Origin of the sequence: Pedobacter sp. 22163 (genome assembly GCF_052045595.1) — a bacterium.
Classification (GTDB): domain Bacteria; phylum Bacteroidota; class Bacteroidia; order Sphingobacteriales; family Sphingobacteriaceae; genus Pedobacter.
Window position 1 is genome coordinate 105,352 of sequence record NZ_JBQEPM010000006.1, and the last position, 20,976, is coordinate 126,327.

Genomic DNA, 20,976 nt, shown 5'->3' on the forward strand with positions numbered 1-20,976 from the left:
ATTAAATTAGTTATGGTAGGTTCAATCGCGGCAATTGGTGCCGGTTTAGCAGTAATCGGTGCAGGTATCGGTATCGGTCAAGTAGGTGGTAAAGCAATGGAAGGTATTGCTCGTCAACCAGAAGCTGCATCAAAAATTCAGACTGCAATGATTATCGCTGCTGCCCTTATCGAGGGTGCTGCTTTATTCGGTGTGGTAGTTGCATTATTAGGCTTAAACGGTTAATAATCACTGAAGAAATTAGGTTGGGTATTTAACGATTGGTTATTTACCCAGCCCTATTAAAAAGATTGTTTTTAAAAATTAGATAAAAATGGAATTAGTAACCCCAAGCATAGGATTGGTTTTTTGGACGTCGTTAGCGTTTATCTGCTTATTGATATTACTTAGGAAATTTGCATGGAAACCTATTTTAGGTGCTATTCACGAACGTGAGCAAAGCATTGATGAGGCGCTTAACAAAGCTGAATTAGCCAAACAAGAAATGGCTCGTTTAACCAGCCAAAATCAAGATTTGATGCAACAGGCTCGTGCAGAACGCGATGAAATTTTAAAGGAGGCTAAAACTTTAAAGGATGGTATTTTAAACGAAGCTAAAAAACAGGCCCAGGTTGAAGGTGCTAAACTGATCGAGAAAGCTAAAATCGAAATCGAAAACCAAAAGAAAGCAGCTTTAGCTGAAGTTAAAGACCAGGTTTCTTCATTATCATTAGAAATTGCAGAACGTGTTTTACGTACGCAACTGGATGATAAAGCAAAACAAGAAACTTTAGTAGCTAACTTGTTAAAAGACGTTGAATTAAACTAAGCGTATTGCGTAAAGCGATGGGCGTGCTAAACGCTAAGCGCTAAACGCCAACCCAAAAGATATGTCAGAAATTAAAGTTGCAAGCAGATACGCCAAATCATTAATAGACCTAGCCGTTGAAAACAACGCGTTAGAGGCTTCTTATAATGATATGGTTTTGTTTGAGAAAGTGGTTGATGAAACCCCTGAACTAGAAGCAATATTAAAAAACCCGATTGTACCTTTAGATAAAAAGACGGGTATTTTGAACGGTATTTTTGCTGATAAAGTAAGTAAACTAACCATCTCGTTTTTTAAAATTGTAGTAAACAAAGGCCGTTCGGCGATTTTATTTGCCACTGCTAAACAGTTCGTTCAACAATATAACTTAATTAAGGGTATTGTTACTGCTGATGTAACTACTGCAAGTGCACTAAGCCCTGCAGCTAAAGAGCAGATTATTGCGATTGTAAAAAGAGAATTAAACGCCAACCAGGTTATTGTTAATGAAAAAATTAACGAAAAATTAATTGGTGGTTTTATATTAAAAGTTGGTGATAAGCAATTTGATGCAAGTATTGCCAGCGGTTTAAGTAAACTAAGAAAAGAATTTGCGCAGTAAGCGCGAGGCGATAAGTGTATCGCGGAAAACGCCATACACCAAAAGCTAAACAAAAAAGTATTGCGATAAGCGGATGGCGAATAAATGCCAAGCGCCATGCGCTAAGCACTAAACATTTACAAAAAGATATAAAGTAAAATTATGGTAGAGGTAAGACCAGACGAAGTATCGGCAATTATCAGACAGCAATTGGCGGGCTTCAAATCAGAAACCGAACTGGAAGAAGTTGGTACCGTGTTGCAAGTGGGCGACGGTATTGCCCGTGTTTACGGTTTAACTAAAGTTCAATCGGGAGAATTAGTTGAATTTGCAAACGGCCTACAAGGTATCGTATTAAACCTTGAAGAAGATAACGTTGGTGTGGTACTTTTAGGTGCTTCAGACGAGATCAAAGAAGGTGATACGATTAAACGTACCAAAAAAATTGCCTCTATTAAAGTTGGTGAAGGTATGCTTGGCCGCGTAGTGAACACTTTAGGTGAGCCTTTAGATGGTAAAGGACCAATCTTAGGTGAAACTTACGAAATGCCATTAGAGCGTAAAGCACCAGGTGTAATTTATCGTCAGCCGGTAAATGAGCCTTTACAAACTGGTATTAAAGCAATTGATGCAATGATTCCAATCGGTCGTGGTCAACGTGAGTTGGTTATTGGCGACCGTCAGATTGGTAAAACTGCCGTTTGTATCGATACTATTATCAACCAAAAAGAATTTTATGAAGCAGGCCAGCCTGTGTTCTGTATTTATGTTGCTATCGGTCAGAAAAACTCTACTGTAGCTAACATTGTACGTACATTGGAAGAAAACGGTGCTTTACCATATACAGTTGTTGTTGCTGCTTCGGCTGCAGATCCTGCTCCAATGCAGTTCTATGCGCCGTTTGCTGGTGCTGCAATTGGTGAGTTTTTCCGCGATACAGGTAGACCAGCTTTAATTGTTTATGATGATTTATCTAAACAAGCTGTAGCTTATCGTGAAGTATCTTTATTACTTCGTCGTCCACCGGGCCGTGAAGCTTATCCAGGTGACGTTTTCTACTTACACAGTCGTTTGTTAGAAAGAGCTGCGAAAATCAACTCTAACGATGATATCGCAAAAGCGATGAACGATTTACCTGAATCGATTAAACATATCGTTAAAGGTGGTGGTTCATTAACAGCTTTACCGATTATCGAAACTCAGGCAGGTGACGTATCAGCATATATCCCAACCAACGTAATTTCGATTACTGATGGTCAGATTTTCTTAGAGTCGAACTTGTTCAACTCAGGTATCCGTCCGGCAATTAACGTAGGTATCTCGGTATCACGTGTGGGTGGTAATGCACAGATCAAATCGATGAAAAAAGTAGCAGGTACTTTAAAATTGGATCAGGCTCAATACCGCGAGTTAGAGGCTTTCTCTAAATTCGGTTCTGATTTAGATGCTGCAACGAAATCGGTTTTAGATAAAGGTGCACGTAACGTACAAATGTTAAAACAAGCTCAGTTTACACCTTTTACAGTTGAAAAACAAGTAGCTATTGTTTATGCAGGTACTAAAAACTTAATGCGTAGCGTACCGGTTGATAAAGTAAAAGAATTCGAAACTGAATATTTAACGCAATTGGAATTACGTCATCCGGAAACTTTAGCGGCATTAAAAGCTGGTAAATTTGATGATACCATTACAGGTGTTTTAGATACAGTAGCAAAAGAGATTTCAAGTAAATATTAATAAGATTTGAGACATGAGATTTGAGATTTGAGATTGGGCCGGAAACGTCTCACATCTTATATCTCACATCTCACATCTAAATAAAGAATGGCTAATTTAAAAGAAGTAAGAAACCGGATTGCATCGGTACAATCAACGCAGCAGATTACCAAGGCTATGAAAATGGTTTCGGCAGCTAAGTTGAAACGTGCTACCAATGCAATTATCGCTTTACGTCCTTATGCAACTAAACTGAAAGAGATTTTAGGTAATCTATCAGCAAGTTTAGAAGGGTCTTCATCGCCTTTTATACAAGAGCGTGAACCTAATAAGGTTTTAATTGTAACAGTATCATCAAACCGTGGTTTGGCTGGTGCTTTTAACATGAACGTGATTAAAGCGGCCAACAATTTAATTGCTGAGAAATATAGCGAACAGTTGAAAAACGGTAATGTAAGCATTATTTCTATTGGTAAGAAAACTCAGGATTTTTACGAAAAACGTAATTATAACGTAATTGGTAATAATAATGAAGTATACGCTGCTTTAACCTTCGAAAACGTAACCAAAATAACCGATGCGATTATGGCCGGTTTTATTAAAGGTGAGTTCGATAAAGTAGAGGTTGTTTACAATCGTTTTAAAAACGCAGCGGTTCAGTTTATTACAACTGAGCAATTGTTGCCTTTACCAAAAGCGGAAGAAACAAAGGTTGAAAGTAAAACTACCAATGTTGATTACATTCTAGAGCCTTCGCAAGAAGAGATTGTAGGACAGTTGATCCCTAAATCAGTTAAAATTCAGTTATACAAAGCTGTTTTAGATTCTCATGCTTCTGAACATGGTGCACGTATGACATCAATGGATAAAGCAACTGAAAATGCTGGAGAATTATTGAAAGCCTTAAAACTTTCATACAACCAGGCACGGCAGGCAGCAATTACAACTGAGTTAACTGAGATTGTAAGTGGTGCAGCGGCATTGAACGGATAATTAGTTTGCAGCTCACAGTTTTGAGTTAGCAGTATTTGTTGTAATATAAACTAAAAAGCCCATTTCTTAATTGAAATGGGCTTTTTTAGTATTAATGCAGTCTGTAATCCAAAATTATTATATTTTTTATGGATTGTAATCCAAAATTATTATGTTTTTTATGGATTGTAATCCAAAATTATTATATTTTTGTATGATAATTATTGGCTATGATCGTTAGGAAACAATTAGATTATGCTCTTGCCAGGCTCTTTAAGGGGAAAGCTTTTATTATATTCGGCCCGAGGCAGACCGGTAAAACTACTTTTGTGGAGCAGTTGTTAGCAAAGGTTAATAAAAAAACATTGTATCTGAATGGAGATGATGCTGATGTAAGAGAAACATTAGCTAAACCGAATGCTATACAGATTGGCCAAATGCTTGGTAATTACGAAGTTCTATTTATTGATGAAGCTCAACGGATAAGTGATGTTGGATTATTGATTAAAATCATTGTAGATCGATTTAAAAATGTTCAGGTAATTGCTACAGGCTCTTCAGCCTTTGAACTATCAGGTAAGATTAACGAGCCTTTAACTGGTCGTAAGTATGAAATGATGCTTCTGCCTTTCTCTTATGCCGAACTGGTAAACGATACCGATTTCATTACCGAAGAAAGATCGCTGGAGCAACGTTTAATTTATGGTTCTTATCCTGAAATTATTAACGATCCACAGCATGCCGAAGAGCATTTAAAATTACTTTCCGATAGCTACCTGTATAAGGATTTATTTGCACTCGAGGAGGTGAAGAAGCCACTGTTGTTTGAGAAAATTGTAAAGGCTTTGGCTTTACAGATTGGGAGCGAAGTGAATTTTTCTGAACTGGCACAATTGGTAAAAGCCGACCAGAAAACAGTTGATAAATATATCAGTCTGCTCGAAAAATCTTTTGTAGTTTTTACGCTGCCAGCATTTTCGGGTAATGTACGCAACGAAATAAAAAAGAATAAAAAGATTTATTTCTACGATACCGGGATTGTAAACGCCATTACAAGGAATTTTAATCCAATTGCCAACAGAAACGATGTAGGTGCATTGTTTGAAAATTATATGATTGCTGAGCGGATGAAGTTTTTGCATCAGAATCAAATGGAAGCTGAATGCTTTTTCTGGCGTACAACTCAGCAACAGGAAATCGATTATATCGAAAAAACGGATACCAGGCTTCTCGCTGTAGAATTTAAATGGAATGAAAGAGGTAAAAATAAAATTCCTGTAACTTTTACCCAGGCTTATCCTGAAGCAGAGACACTGGTCTTATCAAAAGGTGAAAGAGGAAGTTTTTTGAATGGTTAATCGTTTGTTGATAAAACTAAGATACCCATTCTTAATTGGAATGGGCATCTTACTTATTTATAAGATTGAGTCATATTTACTCATAACTAATCTCAAATATCCATTTTCTAATTTTTTGCTCACGTTGTTATCGTTGTAAACCGTTGCATTAAATTTAGCTTCTAAAATATATGTGCCAGACTTTAATTTCTTTAAACTTGTGATTTCAAATTTTGAATTATTTTGAGCATCAGCGCTTAATTGTGGTGGTGTTCTGAATGATTCTGAACCATATGTTTTAAATCCATCAGAGATGCTTATAGCAACACCATTTTGGATATTATCTCTACCATAATCCAGCGCATAATTTCTCTGCCCCGCTGTAAATAAATCCATAATATATTTTGGCCTCAAAATCAGTGATTGCAACATCGATGCTTTGTTATAAGTTTTAATAAATATTACGTCCACTTTTTGCTCATCATTATACATTCCATATTTCCTTGAGTATAAAACAGAATCTTTAATACCAGATATATAATAACCGTTGCCTACAATTGAATCTACTTTTGAATACGGTTGTCTATTACTGGCACTGTAGAAACTGGAATATTTAGATAGTTTATAAGTGATCCCATCGATGTTGTAAGATATACTGTCATGAGCATATTCTAAAGGGTCTTCTTTTTCGATAACCACTGGAGGCTCAATCGGGTCACCTTTCTTGCAGGCCGCAAAGAAAAATAGGGCAATAGCTATCCCTAGTAGGCTTTTAGATTTCATAATAATTGATTTTATTTGTGTGTGCCCAAAAATAGTTATTTTTATAACTAAAATCTTAATTGGTAGAAATTATTCTGATTATTGCGGTTGCTCCGTAGTCTATCTCTTACTTAAATGTATTGTATTAAAGTATTTCCATGCAAATTACATAAGAACTGTTTTACAAGCGTTTCAGGCCTGGTTAATGATAGTCTTTTAATATCTTTGCGGTATAATATCAACAATGAAAAAATACATCTTCATCATCTTGTCTGCTTTTCCGTTTTTTACAAAGGCCCAAAATCCTGCCCGTGATTATACCAATGCAGTGCTTTGGCAGCAAACTTCGGGCGAGTACAGGGCATTATGCTTTCAGGCCTATAACTTTGCCCGTTTATCATTAAAAGAAGCATTATGGGCCGATACCAGCAAAAAGCCAAATTGCGTGATTGTTGATATTGACGAAACTGTTTTAGATAATTCAGCCTTTCAAGGGCACGAAATAAAAAAAGGACTGAGTTATGTGCCTGCTGACTGGACCGAATGGACAAATCTGGCCCAGGCTGATACTGTTCCGGGGGCGTTGGCCTTTTTAAAGTTTGCAGCATCAAAGCATATCGAAACATTTTATGTGAGCAACCGCGATGAAAAGGATTATACTGCTACGCTGAAAAACCTGCAGCATTTTGGTTTTCCATATGCCGATGATGCGCATTTAGTGGTGTCGAAAGGAACATCAAATAAAGAACCGCGCCGCCAAAAAATTAGTGAAACACATAATATTTTCCTGTTATGTGGCGATAATTTAAGCGATTTCAGTAATATTTTTTATCGCGAAAACAAAAATACATTTGAACAGGTAAACATAAATCAGCACCTATTTGGAACACAGTATATCGTGTTGCCGAACCCAATGTACGGCGATTGGGAAAAGCCTTTGTATCAGGGAGAAAAACTTAGTGATAAAGATAAAGCGAAACAAAGATTAGAACGATTAAAAAGTTACTAAGTTTTATAATTATTCAGCAATAAGTATTACTTTTGCAGCATCATAAAAATAAACATTATGGAGAACAACGAATTAAAGCACAATACAGAAAGTATGAAAACGGCTAACCAGCCAGGAATTTATAAATTAATGATTTTTGGTGTACTGGTTTGCATGGTGGGTACTTATGCACGTTTCGCTTATGATTCGTGGCAAGTGTCTCTGGCATCCTGGATTGTTTTGTTCATCGGTGCAATTATTGCCATTAAAGGTGTATTCAAAATATTAGACGCATAAGCCAATTGCGATCAAGATATAAAAGCCGGTCATGTTATTCATGATCGGCTTTTTTGTTTTACAAACCTATAAGGTTTCAAAACCTTCTAGGTTTAAGTTAAATAAGGGCGTCTTTTTTTGAAAGCAGGTTCCTGTGGGCATCGGTTCCGAAAGTCCTGCCATCCGCTTTACCTTACTGCGTTCGGTGCTCGCTACTGTCAGGTTTGAATTACCTAGGTAAACCTTTCTATCCTAAACCCGACAGCCGTGGCAGCCGCCCCGATTCTTTACCGATGAATCGGCACTAAATTAACATAGGGGCTAAAGCAAATGGCGGGACTGCTGTAACCCAACCGCTTCTGTATTTGCTTTTCAAAAAAAATAAAATAGGTTTCAGGTACCAATAGCTGTTTTTGTTGGAAATGTAACCTTCTTTTTTTGAAAAGCAGGGTTCTGTGAGTATCGGTTCCAGAAGCCCTGCCATCCGCTTTACCTCTCCACGTTCGTTGCCCGCTACTGTCAGGTTCAAATTATTTTGACAAACCTTTCTATCTAAAACCCACCAGTTATGCGGCTTTCGGTTTTACATTGTAACTGGCATTTTTGTTTTTGCATTTTTACTTTATGGAAATGCGGGCTATATAACATCTCTATATAAACAATTTGTTTTTTGGGTTACCTAAATCACTTTGTAGTATTAAGTGAAAAGAGCGTTACAAACCAACCCAAAACGCGAAACTTCTAATGGCCATTTGAAGCAGATATTTAAAATGATTAATTTTTTAGAACCACTGAATCATGAAAAGGAATATAATTGCTATAGCCATAGTTTTAACAATTTTTGGCTGCCAAAAATCGAATGAAAAGTATGCCAGCTCCGAAGTTCTCGTCGCAAATGAATTAAGAATACCTACAGATAGTACAGCTGTGGCTAAGATTATCAAAACTGCAGATATGCGTTTTAGGGTGAAAGACGTTCAAAACACCAAAGAACAGCTCAGCAAAACCATTAAAGCCCAAGGAGGGACTGTTGCAGAGTTCTCCATCGAAAGTCCCATCCAGGAAACCGATAAGGTTAAACAATCTACCGATTCGCTAAAGGAAATTACTTCCTATCGCACACAGGGTTATCTGGTAGCAAAAGTTCCGTCAGAGAAGCTAGACGAATTTACCAATACCATTGCAAAAATGGCAATTTTTGTAGATAACCAATCGATGAAGATGGACGATCAAAGTATCGCCTATTTATCTAATAAGCTAAAAGCGCAGAATCGGGTCGATGCGATTGAAAAGATCAATAAAGTAGCTTCGAAGAAAAGTGCCAATGTAGAATCTTCTCTTTACATCAAAGACGATTATGTTGACAAGAGAATTGAGAATATGCAAATCGATAGCCGTGTAAAATTCAGTACCATTACCCTTAACTTTTATCAGGATAATACCGTTAAAACAATGATTATTGCCAACGACAATCTGTACGACTATCGTCCGGCGTTTGTTAACAGGCTTTGGTTGGGCATTGTAAATGGCTGGACGATTTTTAAAGAAATCATCATCGCAATTTCTAATTTATGGATGTTAATATTGGTAGGTATTGCAACCTTCTTCACTATAAAATATTTTATTCGTAGGAATAAATTAGCAATGGATGAAGCGACTAAAAATATGATTGATCAGGCTAGGCAATAAGAATCTATTCCTTCAGCTACGCTACCAATGACAGATTTAAATAATCGACCGTCATTCCCGCGCAGGCGGGGAATCTTAAAGCTTATAGCATTAGGATTATTCATAAGTTTTCTTTTTTTCAGAGGCATTCATGAACACTCCGTGGTTCCCAATCAACCCGATAGGTATCGGGTTGGGAATGACGATACCTCGTGACCTATCATCGTCATTCGCTCTCCTTCGGTTGGTGATTCACCAACCGATATTTATTTCTTTGCTTTAACCGCTAAACCTTTAACCTTGGTTTTATTATCGCTTACAAAAGATTCCCAACCCGAATAGGTTTTAGATTTCCCCGCTGAGGTAATTTTTTGGAACGAATGGCAAACTGCAACTGCTAAACCATCAGTAGCATCTAAAAACTCTGGCGTTTCCTTAAAATTTAACAAGCGTTGCAACATAGCCGCTACTTGCTCTTTAGTGGCATTTCCGCTGCCTGTAATGGATTGTTTGATCTTACGCGGCGAATATTCAGTTACGGAAATATTTCTGGAGAGTGCGGCTGCAATGGCAATGCCCTGAGCCCGGCCCAGTTTTAACAATACCTGAATGTTTTTTCCATAAAATGGTGCTTCGATGGCCAGAACATCTGGCTTGTACTGATCGATCAAAACCACAGTTTTTTCGAATATCCGTTGAAGTTTAAGGAATGGATCATCTAAATGGGTCATCTTTACCACCCCTAAACTGATCAGTTCTGTTTTATTTCCCTTCTCTAAAATTACGCCATAACCCATCACCGCAGTGCCTGGATCGATGCCCATAATAACCCGTTCCTTTTTTTCGTTCAACATTACAGCAATATTAAGCATATTTGCAAACTAAAAAGATAATCTTGACAGGCAAGAACAAAAAAATATTATCAATCTTCATCAAAGCTGCAATCGTAATATTTGCTTTTTGGTTTATTTACCATAAGCTCGTTGCGAATAAAAATCTGCACGATTTTAGTACATTATTAAAAGATATCCCTCAAACAGAAATTATTACGGTAATTGGTATCGTGGTGTTATTGATGCTTGTGAATTGGTTTTTGGAGGCAGGAAAATGGAAATACCTTATGAGCCACATAGAGCCTATCAGTTTTTATCGCGCTATCGAATCGGTATTTTGCGGATTAACACTGGCCATTTTTACACCCAACAGGCTGGGAGAGTATGGAGGAAGGGTATTTTTCCTGTCACCTAAAAGAAGGATTGTGGGCATAGTGGCCATGAGTGTGGGCAGCATTGGTCAACTGGTATTAACGAATGTTTTTGGAGCCATTGCAGCCTGTTTTTTTGTTTATCGTTTTATTCCGATCGATGATGTGCTGTTTATCGCAGTGGTATTTCTGGCGGTATTTTTCTGTCTGTTTTTCCTGATCTTCTACTTTAATATCCGATGGTTAAATGGGATTTTGCTCTCTATCAAATTCACAAGGAAATACAAGAAGTTTTACAGCATTTTAGGTCGTTACCGGAAAAGAGAGTTATTCAAAATCATCACTTATTGTTTTGCCCGTTATCTGGTATTTAGCTCGCAATATTTCATTCTGTTTACCTGGTTGATACCAGGTTTGCATTATGCAGATATCATTATGATGACCTGTTTGCTCTTTTTGGTACAATCGGCATTGCCGTCACTTGATCTTTTTGATGTGGGTATCAGGAGTGTTACCGCTGTTGAGTTGTTTAAACACGTAACTGATCAGCATGTGGCCGTTATTGCATGTACTGCAAGTATTTGGCTCATAAATATTATAATTCCTGCTATCTTAGGCACTTATTTCGTTTTTAAACTCAATTTTTTTGGAAATCTTAAATCTAATTAGTCTAGTATCTGCTGCTTTAACCTTAATCTACGGTTTTTTAGTCCTTAATTTTATCAGAGGATGGCATAACCTGGTTTATTATACTCCACAAAAGTCTGATCCTCAGACCAAAGTGTCTATAATTGTTGCCGCAAGGGATGAGGAAGCTAATATTACCAAAACCATTGATGACCTGGTTGCACAGCGATACCCTAAGGTATTAACCGAAATTATTATTATTGATGACCATTCTACCGATCGTACGGCAGAAATTGTGTTAAGTTATGCAGACCGGAATGTAAAACTGATTAAGCTGAATGAAGATAGAGCCCTGAATTCATACAAAAAAAAGGCTATACAAACTGCAATAGGAACTTGTTCTGGCGATCTGATTATCACGACCGATGCCGATTGCAGGATGGGCGCAGATTGGCTGGCTACCATTGTAAACCTATATGAACAGAAAAATTATAAAATGATCTCCTCTCCGGTAGCCTATTTTCAGGAGAAGAGTTTCTTTGAGCGCCTGCAATCGTTAGAATTTCTATACCTTATTGGTTTGGGGGCCTCTACTATTGGCAATAAGGAACCCTCTACCTGTAATGGAGCAAATTTAGCTTACGAAAAAACGACTTTTTATGAAGTTGGTGGCTTTCAGGGCATAGATGACCTGGCATCGGGCGATGACGAGCTACTATTGCATAAAATTGCAGCCAAGTATCCTGATCAGATTGGTTTTCTCAAAAATAGAGAAGCCATTGTGTATACGCATGCAAAAGAAACCTTGGGCGCATTTATTCAGCAACGCAAACGTTGGGCATCTAAAAGTACCCGTTATAAAAATAAGGCCATTATCGTATTAGGGGTTCTGATCTGGGTCTTTAACCTCACTATTCTGGCAAACTTTATCACCGGGCTTTTCATTCCGGGTTTTATGACCATCACATTTTATCAATTATTGGTTAAAATGATTTTAGAAACCTTATTTTTATGGGATGTAACCGGCTTTGCAAAAAGACGCAGTTTACTCCTTTTAATCCCGGTTTTAAATGTGCTGCATGTGCTTTATATGGTTTACATCGGCATTGCTGGAAACAGTGGCAAATACAATTGGAAAGGCAGAATGGTTAGATAATGGATAGTAGCCCATCAAAAAAAGTATGGTTAAAGTTTAAGCGGAATAAATTTGCTTTTGGCGGATTGGTCTTTATTTTGCTTTTGATGGTGATGGGTATTTTGGGCTATTTGATTATGCCCGATGATTCTCCAAATGCGAATGTTCAAAAAGTTCAAATTGCCAAACAGAAACCCGGTGCTCAGTTCAAATTTCTGATCATTGAGCGATATGATCATATTGAAAAAGTCGGTCTTTTCGAAAGAATGCTGAACGGGCAAACACCAACTTTTAAAAGTATCCCAATTACTTCTTACAAGATAAAAGGCAAAGATGTTTTTGTGCAGGAATATATTGGCGAGGATGAAAAAGCCAAGGAAACCAGGTACGAACTGAAAGATTTATGTCCAAGCTGTGTTTTACCTTCAAAAATAGGAACACCACAAGCACTGTTTAAAGAAAATAACATCTATACACACACCTATATTCTAGGCACAGATATTTATGGACGTGATTTATTAAGCAGGTTGATTTTAGGTATCAGAGTTTCGTTATCTGTAGGGTTAATGGCTGTGCTCATCTCTCTTTTTATTGGCGTAAGTTTGGGAGCCATTGCTGGCTATTTTGGTGGTCGCGTAGATGCAGCCATCAGTTGGTTTATGAACGTAGTTTGGTCACTGCCCTCGTTACTGCTGGTCATTGCTATATCATTCGCTTTAGGCAAGGGTTTTTGGCAGATTTTTATTGCGGTAGGCTTATCAACCTGGGTAGATGTAGCAAGGTTAGTACGCGGGCAGGTAATGGCTTTAAAAGAAGTCGAATTTGTAGAGGCTGCAAGAGCCCTGGGCTTTAGCACGGGCAGAACAATTATCAAACATATACTACCGAATATCGCGGGGCCAATTTTAGTTGTTGCCTCATCTAATTTTGCCTCAGCCATATTGCTTGAAACAGGGTTAAGCTTTTTAGGCTTTGGCGCTCAGCCACCTATGCCCAGTTGGGGGAGCATGATTAAAGAACATTATGGATATATTATTATGGATGCAGCCTACTTAGCGGTTTTGCCCGGGTTAGCCATTATGTTTACTGTTTATGCCTTTAATGTGCTGGCCATAGGCTTACGCGATGCATTTGATGTAAAAGGACAGAATGTAACCGTTTAAATCCTGTTATAAAAAAGCAGTACCAATTACGATACTGCTTACCCTTAAAAACAAAACTTAATCGTTTGTTATAAGTTTGATTATTTTGCTTTCTTCTTATCGAAAGAGAACCTTCGGGCAATACTAAAGCCCCAACGGTATTGTCCCTTAAGCCAGGAGGTATTGGTATCGGTAATAAATTGCGACTCCTGTATGGCCGTGGCATTAGTGAAATTAAGGTGGAAAATATGACCGCCAGTTTCGAACTCCAGTCCGGCACCAAGCGTTTTGTAATATTGCGTTCCCAATGTGTTTTCGAGGTAGGCTTTTTTATCTTTATCTCTGAATGGAATGGTATAATCGGCAACAAAAGCCATGCGTTTAGTGATCTTGATACGCCCACCAACCGATAGTGCAAGCATATCATTCTGATCTCCAAAAACAGTAAAGTTGCGGTGTATGTACGATGGCATTACCAGCATGGAGAAGTTCGAATTAAATTTACGGGCAATTACCGCTTGCACTACATAGGTTAAACGGTCTTGAAATTTACTGTAAGCATTCACCGCTGTTGGATCAGTTGAAGCTTTTACGGCAGCAATGGTTGTACTGCCAAACAAAGTTACCGCTACGGGTATTTTTTCATCATCTGTTTGTTCCAGTAACCGATATTTTAAATTTCCTTCATACAATTGTGTTACAACTCCGGCACCTTTTGCCCTGGCTAAACCAACAGAAAGTTTATCGCTGATTCCATATTCAAAACCAATGCGGATATCGGTTGATTGATCCAGACCAAAAAAGTTTTTAATCCCGCCACCTGATCCGGCAATGTCTCCAAAACGGTGGTCTACCCTGAAATCCATCTCATTTTTGTAAATGGTTTCATTGGTTTGTATGTTAATGAGTTTGGTTGCTTTAAACGTGGCCTTTACATTCTTTTTTTCTACAGGCATCTGCAATGCATTTTCAAGCGAATCCTGTGCTGAAGCAACTATTGGTAAACAAAGAGCAAATAGGTATAGAAGTGATTTTAGATGATATTTCATAAGGTTTTATTTTTTAGGTTGATAAGTAGCCGTCATTTTTACCTGTATGGTTTCGGCAATTTGTTTGAAAACAATCGTTGGGACTTTGATATTGTGATCTACAAGTTTTACATTAAAGGCTGAGGTGGCCTTTACCTCATCAGCTGTAATAACCAGCGAACCTTTAACCTGATATTCTTTGGTAACTCCATGGATCTGCAGGTTCCCTTTTACCGTAATGGGGTAGGTGCCTGGCTTTGAAAAATCGATCTGTTCTACAATTTTTCCTTTAAATTCTGATGTAGGATATTTATCGCTTTCGATATAATTTTCGTTAAAGTGTTCCTGCATCAACTTCTTCTTGAATTGAAAAGAAGTATTGTTGATTTTGAAAATGATATCGTTGGTTTTGGTGTTTATGGCTGAAGCCCCTGCTTTACTCGAGGCATCTATATCTTCAACGGGTGTTGAAGAGAAAAATGAAGAAGTTACATTTTTACTTACCCATATCTGCGCTTTTATACCTGTGCATAATAACAGGGCTATTAAGGTGAAAAGTAGTTTTTGCATTGGTGTATCTATTTAAATTTTTAATGGAACCATCTTGATCAGCGTTAATCTTTATTTATTATTCTGGCATACCTTTATCAACCCAGGCTTGTAATAATTCCCTTTCGCTAGTGGTTAGTGATCCACCTCTAGGCATTGTTTTCGTAACCAGAACAGAATTAGCTACACGTGCATCATTTTTTATAGAGGCTAAACCATTTAATGCCCATACCCCTTTCATCCCTCCATTAGGACCATGACAGCTGTTGCATTTGGTTTGAAACAATGCCCCGGCAAAATTTGAGTAGGTTACATTCGCTGTGGTTACAGGTGTTGGACCGCTTGGTGTTGGTGTTTCGGGTTTTATTTCCTCTGCTTGTTTTTTTGAGCAGGCAAAAAGTAAAGCAATGAGCGCGGCTAGTAAAAAAAATGAATTTTGTTTTTTCATAAGGTTTTTGTTTAAATTATTTCTGTAAAAAGATAGATTTCTTGATAATCATAGTCGATTGGTAAGCGAAACAGCTAAAATTTTGTTAGTGAGGACTGAATTGACTTTTGCCTTTACGGAAATGCATAGCATGTTCAGGAATGCAGCGAATAAAATGCGGTAAATTGTTTTTTAGCAGTCATATCCGAATAGTTTTAAGTTTAAGTTTTGTTTATTTAAAAAATCATTGGTGTTTTTGTATTGGCAGTGGTTTTTAAATGAAATTTCTGTTGAAATCTTAATCGATACGTACACTCTTTATAATTGGTTGCCTGCAATAAAAAAAAATACAAAAAAAGCCGTCCCGATTTTACATCAGGACGGCTTTCGAGATAAATTCTATCTAAAACTTAATTAAAATCTTCGGCTTTTAATGGCGGATTAATTTTAATGTCTTTAATTACAACTGAAAACTCCTGAGCACCTTGTGGGGTTGTTACGGATTGAGTTAAGGTAAACGGAAATAATACATCGCCTACTTTTTTGTAGTTGGAATACTCCATAGACTGGCTAATTTCTACCCCGCCTTTGGTAATGGTACTCTCGTCTTTTAAAAGTAAGCCAGATTTGGTATCGTAATATTCGGTTTTCTTTTTGCCTGATGGCGAAGTGATATTTAATTTAAAAGCGTCAGCAGTGCCTACCTTTGCCGTTCCAGCGGCTTCAATTTTCGTTCCATCAGTTGCATAATACACTTGACTACCATAACCTTTATCATCTTTCTTTTCAGTCAGGTCATCGCCAGTTAATTCAGCCTTTTGGCCCATTTGCATCGCATAACCTGTTTTTCCATTGTAAACCTGTTTCATCGCCGTTTGGCCGCCCATAGAAATTTCCATGCTGCTTAAGTTAGGCGCCATGTTTTTAATGGTAACCGTAAGCTTTTGACCTTGCATTTCCATTTCACCATTTTGCTGTAATGAAGTGATTTTTTTAATAGCTTCTTCACCGCCAATGGCTTTAATATAATTTTTGATGATTTCTGCAGGTGCAGCTGTTGGTATAGCCGTAGTTTCGGTTGCTTTAACCGCATTGGCATAGTTATCATAAACCTGTGTTTTAAAACCTGCTTTGGTTAAGCCTGCTGCGAATGCATCAGTTTTGCCTACAATAACAATACGTGTATTATCATGGTTAAAGTATTTTTTGGTTACCCTTAAAATATCATCGGTAGTTACGGCATTAATCTTTTGTAAATAAGTACGGTAAAAATCTTTAGGTAAGTTATTTATTAAGATATTGCTCGCAAAACCTGCAGTACGTGCCGGGTTTTCTAAGCCCAATGCAAACGATCCATTGAAAAGATTTTTTGCATTCTGTAATTCATCAGGAGTCACCTTGGTTGTGCGGATATTGTTAATTTCTCTTAAAAATTCTACTACTGCACTATCAACTTTTTCGTTTCTAACAGCTGCATTGGCCGAAAATTTAGATTGAAAACGGCCTGAACCCGTGCTTGAGTATGCACCATAAGTAAAGCCGTGTTTCTCGCGGAGGTTATCAAATAATCTCGATTCAGAGCCACCACCTAAAATCTGGTTTGCCAATAAAATCGGGAAATAATCTGGACTGCTCATTGGGAGGTCGATTAAGTTCACAACTGTAATTTCAGATTGAACAGCATTGCTCACATTAATGATGTCGACTTCAGTTTTGGCAGGATTAGCAACTTTAGTGAGTACTGGTAAAGTTAAGGTAGTTCCTTTCCAATCGCCAAAGGCTTTCTCGGCCAAAGCTTTTGCTGCTTCTGGTTTAATATCACCTACAAAAGTTAAATAACCTCTTGATGGGGTAATGTATTTCTTATAAGCTGCTTTTACATCATCTAAAGTAATGCCTGTAATAGAAGCCTCGGTTTCAAACTCTCCGTAAGGATGGTTTTTGCCATAAGCCAATGCATTTACCACACGTGCAGAAATGGCTTTCGCACTTTTTTCGTTAGATTTTAATCCGGTAATGGTTTGCGATTTTAGTTTTTCGAAAGATTCTGCAGGAAAAGCAGGTTTACGGATACTCTCCGCCATTAAAGCAAATGCCTCAGGAAAATAACGGGTTAAAGCAGAAGCAGCGCCACCATATGCCCCTGCACTTACATCAGCGCCAAGCTGATCTACCGCTTCGTCAAATTGCGCTTTTGTTTTAGTTGTGGTTCCCTCGTTCAGCATACTGCCCATCAGGCCTACTACGCCTGCTTTAGCACCTTCAGTAATGGGACCTGCATCGATACTATAACTTGCTGCTACTTTTGGTAGTTTATGGTTTTCTACCACCAAAACAGTAATACCATTTGCTAATTTATAAATTACAGGATCGCCAACGGTAATAACGGGTGCCGGACCTGGTTTTGGTTTGTGGCTTCGGTCTATTGTTTGTGCTGAAATACCTTGAGCCAATAAGGAAACTGCAGCTATAATGAATAATTTCTTCATGTTTTTAATAATTAAAATGAAAAAGCGATCAGCTTATTTCTTAGGTAAGTAATACAATACAACTCTTTGGTTTTTATTCAGGTATTTTTTGGCAACGTCTCTGATCTCCTCACGGGTGATTGATCTGATTACCTCTAATTCCTTGTTGATATCGTTTGTATCCTTATCATGGAAAGTATAACCATCGGCCAGGTTTTCGGCAACACCTAACATTTTACTGTTTGCACTTACATAATTGTTTTCGAATTTATTCTGCAGTTTTTTATAATCACTTTCGCTAATCAAATCGGTTTGAAGGCGTAAAACTTCTTCATCAATATCTTTTAATAAATCGTTAAGTGGTGTATTCTTATTGGGTAAAGCTAAAGTGATATAGGCGCCATAATCTTCAAGCGAATAGTTAAAAGCAGCAACCTGCAGGGCTGTTTTCTTTTGATCGACCATTTTAGTGCTTAATCTCGAGCTTCCACCTTCTGATAAAATAGAGCTGATCATACCTAAAACCTTGCTCTCTCTACTCTTCATGCCAGGCACGCGGTATGCCGCGAAGATGGCCGGGATCTGAATGTTGGCATCATAAGCCGTATCGATGATTTCTTTGGTGATTTCCGGTAATTTATATTCTTGACGAACAACTGGTGCACCTTTAGGTACTTCGGCGAAGTATGATTTTACCAAAGCTTTGGTCTTCTCTATATCCAAATCGCCGGCAATGGTTAAAACCGCATTGTTGGGCACATAATACTTTTTAAAGAAAGCAATAAACTCGCTTAGTTTTGCCGCATCTAAATGCTCCATTGAACCAATTGGCTGCCAACGATAAGGATGCCCATCAAACAAATGGCCGAAAATTTTCTCTGTAAATTTTCCGTAAGGTGAGTTGTCTATGCGCAAACGTTTCTCTTCTTTTACGACTTCATTTTGTGTTTTTACGCCACTTTCGTTAATTACCGGGTGTAACATTCTTTCGCTTTCCAGCCATAAACCCAGTTCCAATTGGTTTGATGGAAAAAGTTCATAATAAAAAGTACGGTCTTGAGAAGTATTGGCATTGTTCTGGCCGCCGTTACTACTTACTAATTTCATAAATTCACCTTTTTTGATATTATCCGAACCTTCGAATAATAAGTGTTCGAAAAAGTGAGCAAAACCTGTACGCTGGGTTTCTTCATCTTTAGAACCAACATGATACATTACCGAAACGGCAACTACCGGAGCGGTTTTGTCTTGGTGTAGAATGACATGGAGGCCATTGTCAAGGTCAAACTCCGTAAACTGTACTTTTTGGGCAGAAGCACTTAAGCACAGACCGGAAATGGCCAAAGCAAAAAGAATTCTTTTTTTCATTGATAGTTTGTTTTAATGATTAGAAATAATCAAAAGCAGAAAGCGAGCAATTATTTCATTAATAAGTTAATTTTAGATTTTTCACTAGCGTGAAACAGTAATAAGGATAGGCCTAAAATATGAGATTTAAATAAAAAAGCGAGTATTAACACTCGCTTTTTTTATATAATTTATCTCCAGGCCTTGTATTGGTTAATTAAGCCGTTGGTAGAACTATCGTGGCTCGAAACTTTTTCGCTGCCCTCCAGCTCTGGAAGAATCTTTTTGGCCAATTGTTTGCCAAGTTCTACCCCCCACTGATCGAAACTAAAGATGTTCCAGATAATTCCCTGAACAAATATTTTATGTTCGTACATGGCAACTAAACTGCCCAAAGTATATGGCGTTACTTTTTTCAATAGGATAGAGTTTGTTGGGCGATTGCCTTCAAATACTTTGAACGGTGCAATTTTTTCAATTTCTGAATCTGATTTGCCTTCTTTCTTTAACTCAGCTGTTACTTCTTCTTCGGTTTTACCATTCATTAAAGCTTCTGTTTGTGCAAAGAAGTTTGATAGTAAAATTGGATGATGATCGCCTAGTGGGTTTAAGCTCTGTGCCGGAGCAATAAAATCGGCAGGGATAATTCTGGTACCCTGGTGGATTAACTGATAAAAGGCATGCTGGCCATTTGTTCCGGGCTCACCCCAGATAATTGGTCCTGTTTCATAATCTACCTCGTTACCGTTCCTATCTACATGTTTACCGTTGCTCTCCATATCTCCCTGTTGGAAATAAGCTGCAAAACGGTGCATATATTGGTCATAAGGTAAAATAACCTGTGTTTCTGCATTGTAGAAATTGATATACCAAACGCCTAACAAGCCTAAAATTACAGGTAAATTGCTTTCAAACTCAGCGGTTTTAAAATGGTTATCAGTTGCGTGCGCACCCGCTAACAATTGTTTAAAATTATCGAAGCCTATACTTAATGAGATGGATAAACCGATAGCGCTCCATAATGAGTAACGACCACCAACCCAGTCCCAAAACTCAAACATATTTTCGGTATCGATACCAAAAGCAGAAACGTCTTTAGCATTTGTAGATAATGCAGCAAAGTGTTTAGCAATATCACTTTCTTTTCCGCCTTTATCCAAAAACCAAGAGCGTGCAGAGTGTGCATTTGTCATGGTTTCTTGCGTAGTAAAGGTTTTTGATGCGACTAAGAATAGTGTTGTCTCGGCATTTAAATCTGCTAATGTTTCGGCTATGTGTGTGCCATCAATATTCGAAACAAAGTGAATGTTTAAGTGGTTTTTATAATGTTTTAGTGCCTCGGTAACCATTACCGGGCCTAAGTCTGACCCACCGATACCAATATTAACCACATCGGTAATGGCTTTGCCTGTATAACCTTTCCATTCGCCGCTAATGATGCTGTTGCTGAATTTCTCCATTTTAGCCAATACTGCATTTACTTCGGGCATCACATCTTTACCGTCAACTAAAATTGGCGTATTGCTTAAATTACGTAAGGCAATATGAAGTACCGACCGGTCTTCAGTTTCATTAATCTTATCGCCATTATACATCGATTTTATAGCTTCATCCAATTTACACTCACGGGCCAATTGAATTAATAGGGCTAATGTTTCATCGCTGATGCGGTTCTTGCTGTAATCTAGGAGAATATCTTCAAAAAAAACAGAAAACTTATTGAAACGATCTGCATCCTCAGCAAAAAGATCTTTAATGCTTTTTTGATTAATATCTATAAAATGATCGGCTAAATACTTGTAGGCCTCAGTTTCTGTGAAATTTACTTTAGGTAACATAATCTTTGTTTTTTTGTAAAAGTAATAAAGCAAAAATTTAAAATGGTCTTTTTAATGTTCTAAATGAATAAGAATTTTTAATGTCGATTAAACACATTAACTTT

20 protein-coding genes are annotated in these 20,976 nt (G+C 37.7%); 12 read left to right on the forward strand and 8 right to left on the reverse strand.

Translation table 11 applies throughout. The features are described 5' to 3' along the window. Positions 1–12 precede the first annotated feature (12 nt). The 6 genes from atpE to ACTJKN_RS16545 all read left to right on the forward strand — a co-directional run bounded on the left by atpE (position 13) and on the right by ACTJKN_RS16545 (position 5,434). Entirely contained in the window at positions 13–225 is a 213-nt protein-coding gene (gene atpE, locus ACTJKN_RS16520; RefSeq protein ID WP_025144011.1) for an ATP synthase F0 subunit C, read from the forward strand. Positions 226–313: 88 nt separating this feature from the next. Then, positions 314–808 carry a F0F1 ATP synthase subunit B gene (locus ACTJKN_RS16525; RefSeq protein ID WP_086547936.1) on the forward strand — a complete coding sequence of 165 codons (495 nt, stop codon included), beginning with the start codon at positions 314–316 and terminating at the stop codon, positions 806–808. Between the two features lie 61 nt (positions 809–869). Beyond that, on the forward strand, positions 870–1,409 hold the full coding sequence (atpH, locus tag ACTJKN_RS16530) for an ATP synthase F1 subunit delta (RefSeq protein ID WP_440826705.1): 540 nt from the start codon (positions 870–872) through the stop codon (positions 1,407–1,409). A gap of 141 nt (positions 1,410–1,550) precedes the next feature. Further along, positions 1,551–3,125: a F0F1 ATP synthase subunit alpha gene (atpA, locus tag ACTJKN_RS16535; RefSeq protein ID WP_029279568.1), complete on the forward strand. Its 1,575-nt coding sequence runs from the start codon at positions 1,551–1,553 to the stop codon at positions 3,123–3,125. An 87-nt stretch (positions 3,126–3,212) separates the two neighbouring features. Next, the gene (gene atpG / locus ACTJKN_RS16540) at positions 3,213–4,097 is read left to right on the forward strand and encodes an ATP synthase F1 subunit gamma (protein ID WP_215132261.1); all 885 of its coding nucleotides are present in this window, start codon (positions 3,213–3,215) and stop codon (positions 4,095–4,097) included. A 209-nt stretch (positions 4,098–4,306) separates the two neighbouring features. Continuing rightward, a complete protein-coding gene (locus tag ACTJKN_RS16545; RefSeq protein WP_440826708.1) occupies positions 4,307–5,434 on the forward strand; it encodes an ATP-binding protein in 1,128 nt (375 codons plus the stop codon). A gap of 57 nt (positions 5,435–5,491) precedes the next feature. Here the strand turns inward: ACTJKN_RS16545 and ACTJKN_RS16550 are convergent, their stop codons facing one another. Next, the gene (locus tag ACTJKN_RS16550; protein WP_440826710.1) at positions 5,492–6,196 is read right to left on the reverse strand and encodes a hypothetical protein; all 705 of its coding nucleotides are present in this window, start codon (positions 6,194–6,196) and stop codon (positions 5,492–5,494) included. Between the two features lie 223 nt (positions 6,197–6,419). Between ACTJKN_RS16550 and ACTJKN_RS16555 the strand changes: the two genes are divergently transcribed. From ACTJKN_RS16555 to ACTJKN_RS16565, 3 genes are all read left to right on the forward strand, one after another. Continuing rightward, complete coding sequence (locus ACTJKN_RS16555; protein WP_440826711.1) at positions 6,420–7,184, forward strand: 5'-nucleotidase, lipoprotein e(P4) family; 765 nt, start codon at positions 6,420–6,422, stop codon at positions 7,182–7,184. 57 nt (positions 7,185–7,241) lie between these two features. Then, positions 7,242–7,460 (forward strand): hypothetical protein, encoded by a 219-nt coding sequence (locus ACTJKN_RS16560; RefSeq protein ID WP_029278686.1) that lies wholly within the window; start codon positions 7,242–7,244, stop codon positions 7,458–7,460. A 777-nt stretch (positions 7,461–8,237) separates the two neighbouring features. Next, positions 8,238–9,128 (forward strand): DUF4349 domain-containing protein, encoded by an 891-nt coding sequence (locus ACTJKN_RS16565; protein ID WP_440826713.1) that lies wholly within the window; start codon positions 8,238–8,240, stop codon positions 9,126–9,128. A 245-nt stretch (positions 9,129–9,373) separates the two neighbouring features. On the opposite strand, the gene ruvC is transcribed toward ACTJKN_RS16565, so the two are convergent. Continuing rightward, positions 9,374–9,961 carry a crossover junction endodeoxyribonuclease RuvC gene (gene ruvC / locus ACTJKN_RS16570; protein ID WP_440826714.1) on the reverse strand — a complete coding sequence of 196 codons (588 nt, stop codon included), beginning with the start codon at positions 9,959–9,961 and terminating at the stop codon, positions 9,374–9,376. Positions 9,962–10,002: 41 nt separating this feature from the next. Between ruvC and ACTJKN_RS16575 the strand changes: the two genes are divergently transcribed. Genes ACTJKN_RS16575 through ACTJKN_RS16585 form a run of 3 tightly spaced genes read left to right on the forward strand, consistent with a single transcriptional unit; the run spans position 10,003 to position 13,236 of the window. After that, positions 10,003–10,980 (forward strand): lysylphosphatidylglycerol synthase domain-containing protein, encoded by a 978-nt coding sequence (locus ACTJKN_RS16575; RefSeq protein WP_440826716.1) that lies wholly within the window; start codon positions 10,003–10,005, stop codon positions 10,978–10,980. After that, positions 10,958–12,094, forward strand: coding sequence for a glycosyltransferase family 2 protein (locus tag ACTJKN_RS16580; protein WP_440826718.1), 1,137 nt, complete (start codon positions 10,958–10,960; stop codon positions 12,092–12,094). The genes ACTJKN_RS16575 and ACTJKN_RS16580 overlap by 23 nt, the downstream gene beginning before the upstream one ends. After that, entirely contained in the window at positions 12,094–13,236 is a 1,143-nt protein-coding gene (locus ACTJKN_RS16585; RefSeq protein WP_440826719.1) for an ABC transporter permease, read from the forward strand. Before ACTJKN_RS16580 ends, ACTJKN_RS16585 begins: the two co-directional genes overlap by 1 nt. Before the next feature lie 80 nt (positions 13,237–13,316). On the opposite strand, the gene ACTJKN_RS16590 is transcribed toward ACTJKN_RS16585, so the two are convergent. The 6 genes from ACTJKN_RS16590 to pgi form a co-directional block, all read right to left on the reverse strand. Next, positions 13,317–14,264: a DUF5777 family beta-barrel protein gene (locus ACTJKN_RS16590; RefSeq protein ID WP_440826721.1), complete on the reverse strand. Its 948-nt coding sequence runs from the start codon at positions 14,262–14,264 to the stop codon at positions 13,317–13,319. 6 nt (positions 14,265–14,270) lie between these two features. Further along, positions 14,271–14,813, reverse strand: a complete 543-nt coding sequence (locus ACTJKN_RS16595) for a YceI family protein (RefSeq protein WP_440826723.1) — start codon at positions 14,811–14,813, stop codon at positions 14,271–14,273. Positions 14,814–14,871: 58 nt separating this feature from the next. Beyond that, positions 14,872–15,240 carry a hypothetical protein gene (locus tag ACTJKN_RS16600; RefSeq protein WP_440826725.1) on the reverse strand — a complete coding sequence of 123 codons (369 nt, stop codon included), beginning with the start codon at positions 15,238–15,240 and terminating at the stop codon, positions 14,872–14,874. 389 nt (positions 15,241–15,629) lie between these two features. Next, a complete protein-coding gene (locus ACTJKN_RS16605) occupies positions 15,630–17,708 on the reverse strand; it encodes an insulinase family protein (RefSeq protein ID WP_440826727.1) in 2,079 nt (692 codons plus the stop codon). 33 nt (positions 17,709–17,741) lie between these two features. Continuing rightward, positions 17,742–19,055 carry a M16 family metallopeptidase gene (locus ACTJKN_RS16610; RefSeq protein ID WP_440826729.1) on the reverse strand — a complete coding sequence of 438 codons (1,314 nt, stop codon included), beginning with the start codon at positions 19,053–19,055 and terminating at the stop codon, positions 17,742–17,744. Positions 19,056–19,225: 170 nt separating this feature from the next. After that, entirely contained in the window at positions 19,226–20,872 is a 1,647-nt protein-coding gene (gene pgi / locus ACTJKN_RS16615) for a glucose-6-phosphate isomerase (RefSeq protein ID WP_440826731.1), read from the reverse strand. Between the last annotated feature and the right edge of the window lie 104 nt (positions 20,873–20,976).